At 37.4% G+C, this 16,041-nt stretch carries 13 protein-coding genes and 1 tRNA gene; 13 read left to right on the top strand and 1 reads right to left on the bottom strand.

Annotation, left to right across the window (positions count from 1 at the left end):
- The first annotated feature begins 112 nt into the window (after nt 1–112).
- The 13 genes from lysS (at nt 113) to G7051_RS02885 (ending at nt 13,795) form a co-directional block, all read left to right on the top strand.
- Complete coding sequence (lysS, locus tag G7051_RS02945; protein WP_166198415.1) at nt 113–1,843, top strand: lysine--tRNA ligase; 1,731 nt, start codon at nt 113–115, stop codon at nt 1,841–1,843.
- Nucleotides 1,844–1,892: 49 nt separating this feature from the next.
- Nucleotides 1,893–2,891 (top strand): NAD(P)H-dependent glycerol-3-phosphate dehydrogenase, encoded by a 999-nt coding sequence (locus G7051_RS02940; RefSeq protein ID WP_166198413.1) that lies wholly within the window; start codon nt 1,893–1,895, stop codon nt 2,889–2,891.
- A 106-nt stretch (nt 2,892–2,997) separates the two neighbouring features.
- Entirely contained in the window at nt 2,998–4,344 is a 1,347-nt protein-coding gene (locus tag G7051_RS02935; protein WP_166198412.1) for a glucose-6-phosphate isomerase, read from the top strand.
- 117 nt (nt 4,345–4,461) lie between these two features.
- The gene (gene rlmN, locus G7051_RS02930) at nt 4,462–5,487 is read left to right on the top strand and encodes a 23S rRNA (adenine(2503)-C(2))-methyltransferase RlmN (RefSeq protein WP_166198410.1); all 1,026 of its coding nucleotides are present in this window, start codon (nt 4,462–4,464) and stop codon (nt 5,485–5,487) included.
- Between the two features lie 12 nt (nt 5,488–5,499).
- Complete coding sequence (locus tag G7051_RS02925; protein WP_166110954.1) at nt 5,500–6,156, top strand: hypothetical protein; 657 nt, start codon at nt 5,500–5,502, stop codon at nt 6,154–6,156.
- Between the two features lie 97 nt (nt 6,157–6,253).
- Nucleotides 6,254–7,345, top strand: coding sequence for a 4-hydroxythreonine-4-phosphate dehydrogenase PdxA (gene pdxA / locus G7051_RS02920; RefSeq protein WP_166110950.1), 1,092 nt, complete (start codon nt 6,254–6,256; stop codon nt 7,343–7,345).
- A gap of 96 nt (nt 7,346–7,441) precedes the next feature.
- The gene (locus G7051_RS02915) at nt 7,442–8,137 is read left to right on the top strand and encodes an NDP-sugar synthase (protein WP_166198408.1); all 696 of its coding nucleotides are present in this window, start codon (nt 7,442–7,444) and stop codon (nt 8,135–8,137) included.
- 45 nt (nt 8,138–8,182) lie between these two features.
- Nucleotides 8,183–9,049: a hypothetical protein gene (locus G7051_RS02910; RefSeq protein ID WP_166198406.1), complete on the top strand. Its 867-nt coding sequence runs from the start codon at nt 8,183–8,185 to the stop codon at nt 9,047–9,049.
- A 16-nt stretch (nt 9,050–9,065) separates the two neighbouring features.
- Nucleotides 9,066–9,998 carry a CDP-alcohol phosphatidyltransferase family protein gene (locus G7051_RS02905; protein WP_166198404.1) on the top strand — a complete coding sequence of 311 codons (933 nt, stop codon included), beginning with the start codon at nt 9,066–9,068 and terminating at the stop codon, nt 9,996–9,998.
- Between the two features lie 59 nt (nt 9,999–10,057).
- Nucleotides 10,058–10,783, top strand: a complete 726-nt coding sequence (locus G7051_RS02900) for an HAD family hydrolase (RefSeq protein WP_166198402.1) — start codon at nt 10,058–10,060, stop codon at nt 10,781–10,783.
- Between the two features lie 313 nt (nt 10,784–11,096).
- Nucleotides 11,097–12,395, top strand: a complete 1,299-nt coding sequence (locus G7051_RS02895) for an inositol-3-phosphate synthase (protein WP_166110938.1) — start codon at nt 11,097–11,099, stop codon at nt 12,393–12,395.
- Between the two features lie 205 nt (nt 12,396–12,600).
- Nucleotides 12,601–12,677 (top strand) — tRNA-Arg (locus G7051_RS02890).
- A 227-nt stretch (nt 12,678–12,904) separates the two neighbouring features.
- Nucleotides 12,905–13,795 carry an AraC family transcriptional regulator gene (locus tag G7051_RS02885; RefSeq protein WP_166198401.1) on the top strand — a complete coding sequence of 297 codons (891 nt, stop codon included), beginning with the start codon at nt 12,905–12,907 and terminating at the stop codon, nt 13,793–13,795.
- 65 nt (nt 13,796–13,860) lie between these two features.
- Here G7051_RS02885 and G7051_RS02880 read toward each other — a convergent pair whose 3' ends face one another.
- Entirely contained in the window at nt 13,861–15,867 is a 2,007-nt protein-coding gene (locus tag G7051_RS02880; RefSeq protein WP_166198399.1) for a glycoside hydrolase family 97 protein, read from the bottom strand.
- Between the last annotated feature and the right edge of the window lie 174 nt (nt 15,868–16,041).

Genomic DNA, 16,041 nt, shown 5'->3' with positions numbered 1-16,041 from the left:
TACAATAATTTGTAATTTTACCAACTCGTGAATTTATGTTGATAGCATAGTGTATTCACAGTTTTTTGCCAAAATATAAAAAAGGTCTGAGACCTTAAAAGAATATAAGATAATGAGTATCCTAGAATTAAGTGAACAAGAAATTTTCCGAAGAAAAAGTTTAGACGAAATGCGTCAACTGGGTATCGATCCGTACCCTGCTGCGTTGTATGAAACGAATGCATATTCGGTTGAAATAAAAGACAACTTTAAAGATGATGCAGAGCGTCGTCAGGTGGCAATTGCGGGTCGTATAATGAGCCGTCGTATTGCAGGAAAAGCTGCTTTTGTAGATCTTCAGGATTCTGAAGGACGTATTCAGTTGTATATCACCAGAGATGATATTTGTCCTGATGAGAATAAAGATCTGTATAACGTAGTTTTCAAGAAACTTTTGGACATAGGTGACTTTATCGGAATTACGGGATATGTGTTCCGTACTCAGATGGGCGAAATATCTGTTCATGCCGAAACTTTGACTGTATTATCTAAATCGCTTCGTCCTTTGCCCGTAGTTAAGGTAAAAGATGGAGTAACTTATGATGGATTTACCGATCCCGAAATGCGCTACCGTCAGCGTTATGTTGACTTGATAGTAAACGAAGGTGTAAAAGATATATTTTTAAAACGTACAAAAGTATTTAATTCGATGCGTAATCTTTTTAATGAAAAAGGTTATATCGAAGTTGATACACCGGTGTTGCAGAGTATACCCGGAGGAGCATCAGCACGTCCGTTTATAACTCACCATAATGCCCTTAATATTCCTCTTTATCTGAGAATAGCCAACGAGTTGTACTTGAAACGTATGATTGTAGGTGGTTTTGATGGTGTGTATGAATTTTCACGTAACTTCCGCAACGAAGGTATGGATCGTACGCATAATCCCGAATTTACTGTAATGGAAATCTATGTAGCCTACAAAGACTATATCTGGATGATGGAATTTACAGAGCAAATGATCGAAAAGGTTTGTTTGGATGTATTGGGAACAACAGAAGTGCAGGTAGGGGACAATCTGATTAATTTTAAAGCTCCTTACAAACGTGTCACTATGATTGATGCAATCAAAGACCATACAGGTATTGATATCAATGGTATGAACGAGGAGCAACTTCGTGAAGTTTGTAAGCAACTTGGTGTTGATCAGGATGAAACAATGGGTAAGGGTAAACTTATCGACGAAATATTTGGTGAAAAATGTGAGGGTAAATACATTCAGCCTACATTTATTACCGATTATCCGATTGAAATGTCACCTTTATGTAAACGTCATAGAACGAATCCCGAATTAACGGAGCGTTTCGAATTGATGGTTAATGGTAAGGAATTGGCAAATGCTTATTCTGAATTAAATGACCCTATTGACCAACGTAACCGCTTTGAGGAGCAATTACAACTTTCGGCAAAAGGAGATGATGAGGCGATGTTTATCGATCAGGACTTCCTTCGTGCTTTAGAGTATGGTATGCCTCCAACATCGGGAATGGGTATAGGTATGGATCGTTTGGTAATGTTATTGACAGGGCAAACCTCTATTCAGGAAGTGTTACTTTTCCCTCAGATGAGACCCGAAAAAGTAGCAAAGAAAGATGCTGCCACAAAATATACAGAAATAGGAATTCCCGAAGAATGGGTATCAGCTATTCAAAAAGCCGGTTATTTGACTGTAGAAGGCTTGGGAGAAGCTAACCCTAACAAATTACGTCAGGAGCTGTGCGAGTTAAACAAAAAGCACAAACTCGAATTGGCTAATCCAAAAGATGAAGAGGTACAAGCATGGGTTAACAATGCTAAAAAATAAGGTTACAAACCTGATTTAAGTTTCAATTGTTTAACATGAATAAAGACCGATGAAATATCCGGGAAGAATAGCTATAATAGGCGGAGGAACATGGGCTACGGCTCTTGCAAAAATAGTACTGACACAGGAAACGCATATCAACTGGTACATGCGTCGCCCTGAGCAAATTGAGGATTTTATAAAAGTAGGACATAATCCGTCTTATTTATCTAATGTGCCGTTTAATCTGGATCGAATTTCGTTCTTTTCAGATATCAACGAAATAGTAAATAGTTCTGATACTCTGATTTTGGCAGTGCCGTCTCCGTTTTTAAAAACTCATTTAGAGAAACTAAAAACGCCGATAAGCGATAAGTTTATTATATCTGCTATAAAAGGAATTATACCTCCAGAAAATCTGTTAGTGACTGATTATCTGACAAAGGAATACGGAGTTCCTTCAGATAAAATTGCAATAGTAGCTGGTCCTTGCCATGCAGAAGAGATAGCACTCGAACGTTTGACATACCCTACCATCGCTTGTACAGATCAGGCAATGGCAACTGCTGTTGCACGTATATTTACAAATCGATTTGTAAAGGCGTCTACTTCGGTAGATGTGAGCGGTATAGAGTTGGCTGCGGTATTGAAAAATGTATACGCTATAGCCGCGGGTATCTGCCACGGATTGAAATATGGCGATAATTTTCAGGCTGTTTTAGTATCGAATGCAGTACAGGAAATGGAGAAATTTATGGAAGTAGTTTCGCCTGTCAAACGAAAAATATTTGAATCAGCCTATATCGGAGATTTATTGGTTACAGCCTATTCAAGTTTTAGCCGTAACAGAACATTCGGGTCAATGATCGGAAAAGGATATTCTGTGAAAGCTGCTCAAATAGAGATGGAAATGGTAGCCGAAGGCTATTACGGAACTAAATGTATCATGGAGATGAATGCAGATTACTGCATAAATATCCCTATTGTCGAAACTGTTTATCGTATTCTTTATGAGAAAGTTCCGGCGCGTATAGAAATAAAACGTTTAAGAGAAGAAATATTAAAATAAGGTCTCAAATCTTTTTTATTGCTTTGGTAAGTTTAATCCCAAGCTGGTGCAGGCTTAGATAGAGTAATAAATAGTAACGAGTAAACCGATAAATAAATTTAGAGAGATGGAAAAAGTTATAAGTTTAAATGTTGATAAAGTATTTTCTTTTGTAAATAAGTCAGAAATAGAAGCTGGTGCAGCTTTGGCTAAACAATGCAATGAAACTTTACACAAAGGTTCGGGCAAAGGTAACGATTTCCTAGGTTGGCTAAATCTGCCTTCATCTATTACAGATGCTGACCTGAAAGATATTGTAAATACAGCTCAGGTGTTGAGAAGCAAATGTGAAGTTGTAGTAGTTGTAGGTATTGGAGGTAGCTATTTGGGAGCGAAATCGGTGATTGAGGCTCTATCGAACTCTTTTGACTGGTTGCAAAAAGATCGTAAAAATCCGGTGGTAGTATATGCCGGTCAAAATATCGGGGAAGATTATCTATCGGAACTTATCGCTTATTTGGCTGATAAATCGTTCGGAATTATCAATATATCAAAATCGGGAACAACAACCGAGCCTGCTTTATCGTTCCGTATCCTCAAAGGAGAATTGGAAAGAAAAGTAGGAAAAGCTGAGGCTCAAAGCCGTATCGTGGCAATCACTGATGCAGCAAGAGGTGCTTTGCATACATTAGCTAAAAAAGAAGGCTATAAAATGTATGTGATTCCTGATAATGTAGGAGGTCGTTTTTCAGTACTTACTCCTGTGGGATTGCTTCCTATTGCAGTTGCCGGATTCGATATCCAAAAACTGGTACAGGGTGCAGCTTTCATGGAAAAGAATACAAGACCGGATGTTCCGTTCGAGAAAAATCTTGCTGAACAGTATGCTGTAACTCGTAATGAGTTGTATAAAAAAGGTAAGAAAATAGAGATACTTGCTAACTACAATCCTAAGCTTCACTTCTTTGCAGAATGGTGGAAACAGTTGTACGGAGAAAGCGAAGGTAAAGAAAACAAAGGTATCTTTAATGCTGCTGTAGATTTTACAACCGACCTACACTCAATGGGGCAATGGATTCAGGAAGGCGAACGTTCTATCTTCGAAACTGTTCTTTCGGTAGCAAATCCTCATCATACGGTTCTTGTACCTAAAGATGAAGAAGATTTGGATGGTTTGAACTTTTTAGTTGGCAAACGTGTTGATTTTGTGAATAAAATGGCGGAACTAGGTACTCAGTTGGCTCACGTTGACGGAGGTGTTCCAAACATCAAGATTGAGATTCCTGAATTGAGCGAATATTATTTAGGACAATTAATATATTTCTTTGAGAAAGCATGTGGTATAAGCGGTTATATCTTAGGGGTAAATCCTTTCGATCAACCAGGGGTAGAGGCTTATAAGAAGAATATGTTCGCACTGTTAAATAAACCGGGTTTTGAAAAAGACCACGAAGAAATACAAAAACGTTTATAAAGGTCGTAGACCTTTTTGTTTCTAAATTGCAGGAGTAAATCTATGCATTTATCTTTTTAGATAGTATACAATTTTTACTCCTGCAAATAGAAATACTAAATTACTTAAGAGTACAGAATGATAGAGAAAAAACACCTATTGGGACTAACTTTAGATGAACTGAAAGATGTTGCATTAGAGTGTGGCTTGCCTAAGTTTGCCGCTAAACAAATGGCGGATTGGCTATATAAAAAAAGAGTACTATCGATAGAGGAAATGACAAATCTATCGTTAGCAAATAGAAACCTATTGTCGGAAAAATACGATGTAGGACGTTCTTTACCTGTCGAAGATCAACGCTCGATAGATGGAACAGTTAAATATCTGTTTAAAACGGATGCAGGGAAATTTATCGAATCGGTAATGATTCCCGAAGACGAAAGAGCCACTTTGTGTGTGTCGTCTCAAGTTGGTTGCAAGATGAATTGCTTGTTCTGTATGACAGGAAAGCAAGGTTTCAACGGACATTTATCCGCCAACGAAATTCTAAATCAAGTATGTTCGATAGAGGAGTCGGATGATCTTACCAATATCGTATTTATGGGTATGGGTGAGCCTCTGGACAACTACGAACAATTGAAAAAAACACTCGATATAATGACTTCGGACTATGGTTTTGCATGGAGCCCGAAGCGAATTACCGTTTCTACTACAGGAGTAACTCCTAAGTTGAAACGTTTTTTAGATGAGAGTAATGCTCATTTAGCTGTAAGTTTACATACACCTATGAAGGAGCAGCGATTGTCGATAATGCCGGCTGAAAAAGCATTCCCTTTATCGGGAGTTCTTGATCTGCTGAAACAATATGATTGGTCAAAACAAAGACGTTTGTCTTTCGAATATATAATGTTTAAAGATTTTAATGATTCTATAGCACATGCTAAAGAATTGTTCAAAATTTTGAATGGTCTCGATTGTCGGGTCAATTTGATTCGATTTCATGCTATCCCTAATGTCGATCTTGTTACATCAAGCAACGAAACAATGATACAATTCAGGGATTTTTTAACCCGTAAGGGTCTGATGTGTACGATACGTTCATCAAGAGGTGAAGATATCTTTGCAGCTTGCGGAATGTTGTCAACTGAGAAAAGTAAGCAATAAAAGGATGTCGTTATGAGTAAACACCCACATATAATTTTTACAAATATTTCTGATGGAAAAGATACGTTTGATAAAGAATTTCAAACAACATTTCCTGCATTAAATAAACTTTTGTTGAAAGCCAGCTGGATTGATTTTACAATAAACAGTAATCAGCTTTATCGTCAATATGTTTGGACAGATAAACATGGTAATACATCAGGATGGTTATGTCATATGGAGCATTGTGTTCCCAGAGGACGCAATATAATACAGGAACATGCCGTATTCTCTAAGAACGTAGGGACTATCGTTCGGTATTGGATTGGCGGTCATCGGAATATAGATACTTTCCTTACTAATAATGAGCATACTTTCACTTTAAAAGATGCTGTTATAGGTATGGGAGGTTGGGAAGAAAACTATATTGCTGCATGTAAATCGGAGGGTCTTGAGCCTTTGGACGTAAAGGAATTTGTGACTTTTGCTCTTGAAGCGAATGGTAATACAACTTTCTATAATAGCAATACTAAAGAAGTATTCTTTTTTGCACACGATGGCTATTCACCTATTGATATTTCGAAGGTAAAAGGACAACCCGAATATACTATTCATAAATTTGATGCGGTGAATACATTTACCGACTATGCCGAGCAATTGGCTCACCAATGGGAAAAGGTAATCAAATAGACGGTTCAAGTAAATCAGACTGTGAGCTTGTCAATTTAGAAGATACAATAAAAAGGTCTGAGACCTTAATATACGAATTACTTAGAAAACTAATATAATGATAAAAGTAGGAATTACACACGGTGACATTAACGGTATTGGCTATGAAGTCATACTTAAAACGTTTGGAGATCTCCGTATTGCAGAATTATGCATTCCTGTAATATATGGATCAACAAAAGTTGCAGCCTATCATCGCAAAGCTTTAGAATTACCTCCTGTTACCTTCAACCTGATTCAAGAAGCGAGTGAAGCAGAGATAAATAAAGTGAATGTTATTAATTGTATTCCCGATGACATCAAGGTCGAACTCGGAAAGTCAACCAAAGCAGCAGGTGATGCCTCGCTAAGTTCATTGGAAAGAGCTACAGCAGATTTGGCTGCCGGATTGATTGACGTATTGGTGACAGCACCTATCAATAAGGATAATATTCAACAAGATACTTTCCATTTTCCGGGTCATACCGAATATTTGGAAAAGAAATTCGGACAGGATACGTCAAAGTCTCTTATGATTCTTGCAAAAGAAGATCTAAGAGTTGCACTAGTTACAGGACATCTTCCTTTAGGTAAAGTTGCCGAAAGCATCACTAAAGAAAAGGTTAAAGAAACAATCGACATATTTAATAAATCGTTACTTCGCGATTTTAATATCGATAAACCCCGTATTGCAGTACTTTCATTGAACCCTCACGCCGGAGAAAATGGTTTGTTAGGGACAGAAGAAAACGACATTATTATTCCTGCTCTGCGTGAGATGGAAGAAAGTGGCATTTTATGCTTTGGACCATATGCTGCCGATGGTTTTTTCGGATCAGGACGCTTTAAATCCTTTGATGGTATATTGGCTATGTATCACGATCAGGGTTTGGTTCCTTTCAAGACTCTGGCAATGGAGGAAGGTGTTAACTTTACGGCAGGTTTGCCTATTGTTCGCACATCTCCCGCACACGGTACCGCTTATAACATTGCGGGGAAAAACGAAGCATCTGAGGATTCTTTTCGTCAGGCAATTTATCTGGCAATTGACACTTTACGTAATCGTAAAGAGTATGATAAAGCCCATGCCAATCCTTTGAGAAAAATGTATTATGAGAAGGGTGGAGATAACGAAGTCTTAGATCTGACAAAAGAAGAATCGGCAGATTGATATTATTATAATACCATAGGGGCGTATTGTATACGCCCTCAATAAATAGAATATTACAATGGGCGTATAAAATACGTCCCTACAATAGCAGATAAGATGAATTATGCAATAATAGCCGCCGGAGAAGGTTCGAGGTTGGCACAAGAAGGGGTTACGTTACCAAAGCCTCTTGTAAAGTTAAACGGGGTGGAGATGATTCGTCGCCTCATTGATATTTTCGCAAAGAATCAAGCTGACTCCATCAGTATCATTGTAAATGAAGAGATGAAAGCAGTGCAAGAATACGTAAAGCAAATAAAACTGGATATTCCACTAAATATTGTTATAAAATCGACTCCCAGCTCGATGCATAGCTTCTTCGAATTGAGGGAGTTTTTGCGTGAAGGTAAATTTTGCTTAACTACTGTTGATACAATATTTAAAGAAGAAGATTTCGAGCAATATATCAAAGCGTTCATTGCTGATGCTGAATCGGATGGAATGATGGCTGTAACCGATTATATTGATGATGAGAAACCTCTCTATGTGGATGTCGATCAAAATATGGAAATTACAGGATTTCTGGATAATTCGGACTCATGTAAATACATTTCGGGAGGTATATACGGTTTAACACCTAAAGCAATAGATACACTCGAAAACTGTTTGTCCTCGGGGCAATCGCGCATGCGGAATTTTCAACGTCAATTAGTGGCTGACGGATTGTGTTTAAAGGCATATCCTTTTCCGAAGATTGTAGATGTTGATCATGCCGAAGATATTGTAAAAGCTGAGGCGTTTCTTCGAAATTAAATAAACAGGAAATCAAAAAGTAGAGCAATTATATTTTAAATAATTATGTCTAAAGGAAAATTAACAGGGATAAAGCGACAAACTAAATACTCGCCTAACCATATCGGGAATGATGGTACTATCTATAACCTCACAGCACAATGTTTGCGCGATATGGGGTATGATGTACAGGATTATACCGAGTCCGAATTTGTGTTAAGTGATATCAAGGATAAATATATTTTTGATATGGCTCGCGATAAGAGTACAATCAAATGGTTGAAACATTTAGAAGATACCGGTTCGGTAGTTATTAACTCTGCATATGGTATCGAAAATTGTACGCGAGGAAAAATGACACGTATGCTTATGGATAATAAGATACCTCATCCCGAAAGCATAATTATAGATTGTAACGAAGATCCTACAGAGTTGTTGGAGGAGATGGAAGCCAATGCCTACTGGATTAAAAGGGGTGACTTTCATGCCATTCACCGCGAAGATGTTGCTTTTGCCAGAAGTATTACCGAAGCTAGAGAAATATTAAAAGAATTTGCTTTCAGAGGAATACCTAATGCAGTTATAAATGAACATCTTGTAGGTGATTTGGTTAAGTTTTATGGAGTAGCTGATACAGATTTCTTTTATCATTTCTATCCATTCGACCTGAGTCACAGTAAATTTGGACTAGAAGAAATAAACGGAGCGGCTAATCAGTATCCATTCTCAGTAGACGCTTTGAAAGAAGCATGCGATAAAGCAGGAGAGATTTTGAATATAAAAATATATGGAGGTGATTGTGTGGTTGCAAAAGACGGATCATTCAAAATTATAGATTTTAATGACTGGCCTAGTTTTGCACCTTGTCGTGAGCAAGCTGCAGCTAAAATTGCAGAGTGTATAGACAAGCATGTACAAAAGAATCTAAAATAACACAAACCCTAAATTAATGGAACAAAATAAACCATCTTTGGAGTCTACGCTCAAGTCGTCGGACACAGAAGAGTTTATCGATATTTATTTTTATCGCCCAATAGGTTATAGATGGGCGCTACTCTTTCAGAAATTAGGAGTAACACCCAATGCAGTTACTATAGCGAGTATCTTTATTGGAGTAGGGTCGGGTATTTGTTTTTACTTTGATAATTTATGGCTTACTCTTTTAGGAATATTTTTACTTGTTTGGGCAAATTCGTTTGATAGTGCCGATGGACAATTGGCTCGCATGACCAAGCAGTTTTCAGCATTAGGTCGTGTATTGGACGGCTTTGCCGGAAATCTGTGGTTTATATCTATTTATATTGCCATTTGTATGCGCCTTTTCCCGGTATGGGGATGGAGTATTTGGGCTTTAGCTGTTATCACGGGATATTTCCATAGCAAACAAGCTTCCATGGCTGATTATTACAGGAATATACACTTGTTATTTTTGAAAGGAAAATCAGGTAGTGAATTAGACAATACAGCCGAACTGAGAGAGAAAAACGTGGAATTGACATGGGGGGCTAACTTCTGGGAGAAACTGGTTCTTACCTTTTACCTGAATTACACTAAAGGTCAGGAAAGCTGGTCGGCAAATTTTCAGGAAATGTTTAAAATATTGAAAAGCCGGTTCGGAGAAACTGCTCCGGAGCAATTTAGAGTTGCTTTCAGAGAAAAAAGCCTACCTTTGATGAAATGGACTAATATTTTGTCTTTCAATACTCGTGCAATAGCTTTGTTCGTTGCAGTACTTATTAAACAACCCTGGCTATACTTTGTTTTTGAGCTTGTAGTGCTTAATGTGATTTTAGTATATATGGTTTCGTGCCATGAGAAAATGTGTAAAACATTTATAAAGCAGATAGAGGAGGGAAAATATGAAGTTCAAAGTACTATTTAAATATTTAATTAAATAGTTGTTCTTCTTGAAAATGATAATAAAATCATATGCAAATAAATATGTTTGAGCTAGAAAAAGTAAAAGGTATTATCTTCGATTACGGAGGTACAATCGACAGTAATGGTAAACATTGGGCTGAAGTATTATGGGAGGCTTATCAGGATATGGAAGTGCGTGTAACTAAAGAAGTCTTTCGTGAAGCCTTTGTATATGTTGAGCGCTATTTAGCTGTACACCCCGATGTGCAGCCGAATCATAACTTCTTCGAATTACTGAAAATAAAGACTGACCTTCAGATTAGTTATTTGATCGAACAAAATATATTGGATAATAATGATAAAACATCAAGCTATTCTCTTGCTATTTCGACGCAATGTTATAACTTTGCCAAAGAGATTATAAGCAAAGAGAAAGTGATTTTGAATGCTTTACGTGAACGTTATCCAATGGTGCTAGTTTCCAATTTCTATGGAAATGTGCAAGCTGTATTAAAGGATTTCGGATTGCTTGAGTTCTTTGATGATATTATTGAATCGGCTGTTGTAGGAGTTAGAAAGCCCGATCCTGCTATATTTGGCTTGGGTGTGGATAAGTTGAACCTTCCGGCTTCGAATATCGTTGTGATAGGCGATTCCCATGCAAAAGATATAGTACCGGCGTCAAAAAACGGATGTCAGACTATCTGGTTGAAAGGTCCGGGATGGGGTGATGATGAAGAAAATGCAACTGCTGATGTTATTATTACAGACTTTATGGAGTTGGAAGATATTTTCCAACTGAATTAAGGATATTAAAACTGCTATATTGTAGCAGTTCTTACCTAAGGCGTTAGATAAGATATTGAAAAGGTTATAAACCTTACTTGTATATTTTGGTAGTATTGTAGTGTTAGTTGTAATGTCAATTTCTAATAATGGATACTAAATTTTTTTAGTTGAAAAGCCCGGGTTGGGAGAATAAAATGGAAAGAGGCCTTCGCTGAAGCTATTCTATTATATGTGATTTTATGGATTCATGTAATACTTACCTGATGAAATAACTTCACCAGTTTAAAGGATTGCTGCGGGTTGCAGTAAATTTTAAAATTAAATTTAAAAAATGGAAAAAGTACAAGTGAAAGAAGCCAAGGGAAAACTTGGAGTTCTTGTTGTCGGAGTTGGTGGTGCAGTAGCATCTACATTTATTGCAGGTACATTAATTTCTCGTAAGGGATTAGGTGTTCCTGTTGGTTCAATCACTCAATTAGCTACAATGCGTTTGGGTAAAAGAGAAGAAAACCGCTTCCCGAAGATTAAAGATGCAGTGCCTTTGGCTGATCTTAATGATATCGTTTTTGGAGGATGGGATCTTTTCGAAGATGATGTTTATAAAGCAGCTAAACATGCTGAAGTATTGACAGATGAAGATCTAAACAAAGTAAAAGATGAGCTTTCGGCTATCAAACCAATGAAAGCTGTATTCGATCAAAACTTTGTAAAAAGACTTCATGGTACATGGGTAAAACAAGCTCCTACTAAATGGGACTTGATGGAACAAGTAAGAGAAGATATCCGTAACTTCAAAAAAGAAAATAACTGCGATAGAATAGTTATGATCTGGTGCGGTAGTACAGAAGTATTTACTCCTCTTGGTGAAATCCACAAAAGCCTTTCTTCTTTCGAAAAAGCAGTAAAAGAAAATCATGCAGATATTGCTCCATCTAACTTATATGCTTATGCAGCTATTGCTGAAGGTGTAGGTTACATCAATGGTGCTCCTAACTTAACTGTTGACATTCCTGCAATGTGGGAATTCTCGGCACAAAAACAAGTTCCGATCTGTGGAAAAGACTTCAAAACTGGTCAAACTATGTTGAAGACTGTTCTTTCTCCTATGTTCAAGACTCGTATGTTAGGTCTTAGCGGATGGTTCTCTACAAATATTCTTGGAAATCGTGACGGAGAAGTCCTTGACGATCCAGGATCATTTAAAACAAAAGAAGAATCTAAATTATCAGTAATTGATAATATCCTTCAACCTGAATTGTATCCTGAGCTTTATGGTAATGTTTACCACAAAGTACGTATCAATTATTATCCTCCTCGTAAGGACAATAAAGAAGGATGGGATAATATCGACTTGTTCGGATGGTTAGGTTATCCAATGCAATTGAAAGTGGATTTCCTTTGCCGTGACTCTATCCTTGCAGCTCCTTTGTGTCTTGACCTTGTGTTGTTCTCTGACCTTGCACAACGTGCGGGTATGAGCGGTATCCAAAGCTGGTTATCATTCTATTTCAAGAGTCCAATGCACGAAAAGAATCAGATTGCAGAGCACGATTTATTCATCCAATATGTGAAGTTAAAAAACACACTTCGCAAAATGATTGGTGAAGAAACTGTAGACTTTATCGACTAATATATCTATATAATTTGTAAGAAAGGAGGACTTAGTCCTCCTTTCTTTTTCTCAACAGGCTTAAATATTCCAGAAACCATAAGCTTCTTTACATGAGAATTTTAAGTGTGTGAAGAATATCTAGCTGAAAATATTTATTAAAAAAGTATCTAAATACTTGCATAATATAAAAAAGAGCCTTACTTTTGCAACGCATTAAAGCAATGGCTGCGTAGCTCAACTGAATAGAGTATCTGACTACGGATCAGAAGGTTCCAGGTTTGAATCCTGGCGCGGTCACCACAGAAGCACTTATAACGAAAGTTGTAGGTGCTTTTTTGTTGTGGGTTGAGGTGGTTTATAAGTGAAAGTTGAACCATATGAATATTGATACTCTTTTGTTTTAAGTTGGAGTGGGGATTAAAACTACAGACGCTTATCTACGAGATTGCTAATTATTAACTATATTTACTACAGTTATTAGTAAGTTACAATATTACGAATAGGTCTGCACTCTAAAATTACTAACCATGGAAAATGTTAAGAATTCAATCTTAAGAGAAGTCACTCCTTTATCTGACGAGGATTGTTTTATGATTTTTTCAAGGGTGAAGCAAGAGTTTACATTCCCAATTCATATTCATAAAGAATTTGAACTTAATTTTATAGAAAATGGAACAGGAGCAAAGCGTGTTGTCGGAGACAGTGTCGAAGATATAGATGATTTGGAACTGACGCTTATCGCAAGTCCAAATCTCGAACATGGATGGTTTGACCATAACTGTACATCGAAAGAGATAAAAGAGATAACCATTCAGTTTCATGGCGATTTATTGAACGACCATCTTCTTCAAAAGAATCAGTTCCGATCAGTAAAGGAAATGTTTGCCAAAGCAGCCTATGGCATTACCTTTTCGCGGGAAACAATAGAGAAGGTAAGAAGCCAAATGTACTCTTTGGCTTCTGAACATGAAGGAGCCCATTCCGTTCTTAAGTTATTTGCTATTTTGTATGATTTGTCGCAATCTAAGGGAATGAGGGAATTATCAAGTCGTTCGTTCAATATCAATGCTCAAAATTACGACAGCAGACGCATTGAGAGAGCTTACAGTTATATGCTGGCAAACTACAATCTGGATATCTGCCTGCTGGATGTAGCTAATCTGGTGGGAATGACAGGAGTCTCATTCAGTAGATTCTTAAAACAGCGAACAGGGCGTAATTTCATCGATTCACTCAACGATATACGCCTGGGGCATGCAACCCGAATGTTGGTTGATACAACCCATAGTGTTGCCGAAATAGCTATTCAGTGTGGGTTTAATAACCTATCTAATTTCAATCGTATTTTTAAAAAGAAGAAACAATGCACCCCTCGTGAATTCAGGGAGAATTATAAAGAATCGAAGTTCTTTTTATAATAGATAAAAGTAGAGTTTTCACATTGGAGAACCCTACTTTTATTTTAGTGAAAGGTAAATATAAACTACTTGTAAATTTTCATCACATAACCACCTCCTGAAGCCATTGGAATGCTTAGTTTTCGGTCAGACGGTATGTCAATTAGTTCTTTTTTATAATCATGTCCCGATCGGTCGGCATTCGCACCATCTTTAAAGACCTCAGCCTTAAAGCTGCCTTCGCCTAGAAATGACAAATCAACATCAAGTGTTCTTGCATCCCAATTGGTAAGCGAACCTACATACCATACATTGTCTTTCTCCCGTGCAATAGTAATGTATTCACCTATTTTGCCATCCAATGCTATAGTATTGTCCCACACCGTTGGCACATTAGCTATGAACTCGGTACATTCTTTCTCACGCATATAATTGGACGGGTTATCACATAGCATATTCAGAGGCGATTCGAATATAATATATTCCGCTAACTGACGGCAGCGTGTACCCTGACTCATCGGCTCACTGTTAACAGGGCGATAATTGCCCTTAGAAGCATTACGCATAGCTCCCTGAGTATAATCAAGAGGACCGGCTACCATTCTTATAAAAGGTATAGTAACATCGTATGTAACCTGATCTACGCTTTCGGGCGACCATTTCATTTGCTCCAATCCGTGAACACCTTCAAAATTGATTACATTGGGGAATGTACGTTGCAATCCCGTCGGTTTATATGTACCGTGATAATCGAGCATCATATGGTATTTTGCGGCGATCTCGGCTGCACGATAGTGGAAGTCTACCATTGGTTGATCGTCTCTGTCCATAAAGTCAACCTTAAAGCCTTTGATACCCATATCCGAATAATGCTTGCAGATACCTTCGATGTCTTTATTAAAAGCATAATATCCTGCCCATAGAATAAGTCCTACGTTCTTTTTATTGGCATAATCAACCAAGCTTTTTAGATCTATTTCGGGAACTACCTGAAATAAGTCGGCTTGCAGATTTACTGCCCAACCTTCGTCCAATATTACATATTCAATACCATGTTGCGAAGCAAAATCAATATAATATTTATACGTTTCATTATTGATACCCGAACGGAAATCAACATCGTACAGATTCCAGTCATTCCACCAATCCCAAGCCACTTTTCCGGGTTTGATCCACGAAGCATCTGCCACTTTGTTGGGGGTAGCCAGTTTATATACCATGTCATTATCAGCCAGTTCCTTGTCATTCTCCGAAATTATTATAATGCGCCAAGGGAAATTAGTTGCTCCGTTATATCGTGCAATATAAGGTTCTGCCGACTGTACTTCGCCCTGTAGCATATTGTGACCGCCTTGTTTTATATCTTTAGGATAAGGTGCAAATACTCCGCTTAAAGTAGTAGAACCATTACCATTGTATAGATACATCCCCGGATAATTTGTCAGGTCAGATTCCGTAATACATACTTTCTTCCCGTTTACACCTTCTACTACCAAGGGCAGAAAAGCCAGACGTTTTTTGTCCCACTGAGATATATTTATATGCTGGTATGTATTTTCGAACGAATTGTAGAATTGCTTCTCAATAGGTTCTTTTATGTTTTGTACATAAGGAATATACGCTTTCTGATCTGTCGGGAAATTGAAGTTTACCTCTTCACTTTTTACCTCAAAAGGTTTCTTTAAGTCTGAAACGAAGCGATAGGCTATACCTTCGTTATATGCTCTGAATACAAGACTGAACCCTTCTTTAAATTTGAGGATAATTTCGTTATAAGTATCTGTAATTTCTTTTCGTTTATATACCGAAGCCGTTATTGTATCATTCAACGTTTTAGTGGATAACTTTGCTATCCTGGGGTTTACTCCAAAAGACATTCCGTTGGTCAACGACATCGATATAGGCGAGTTTGCTATCATAAGATCTCCATTGTGGGAGACAGAATATTCTATTGTATTACCAACAGATATGTTTACTTTAAGCTCGTTGTCAGGAGACTGCACCAAGAACTGCTTTTGAGCAGAAACAGATGTCCGGCAACAGATAATAGCCAGAATCAATAATAGAATGTACGATTTATTGGTATTTCGCATATTGGGTATATTTATTAAATAGTTTTACAGTAAAGTATCAAAGGTGACAATAGGGTAACAAAAAAGGTTACAAAAGTGACTGAATAATGTTATTTTTGTTCATTTCGCAAGATGTTGTATTTTAGACTTATATCTCATAAAAGGTTACAAAAGTGACAAAAGTTACACCTGTTG

The sequence above is a fragment of the Dysgonomonas sp. HDW5B genome, assembly GCF_011299335.1.
Classification (GTDB): Bacteria; Bacteroidota; Bacteroidia; order Bacteroidales; family Dysgonomonadaceae; genus Dysgonomonas_A.
The sequence above is the reverse complement of the archived record's forward strand: the minus strand, read 5'-3'. Positions and strand labels throughout refer to the sequence as shown.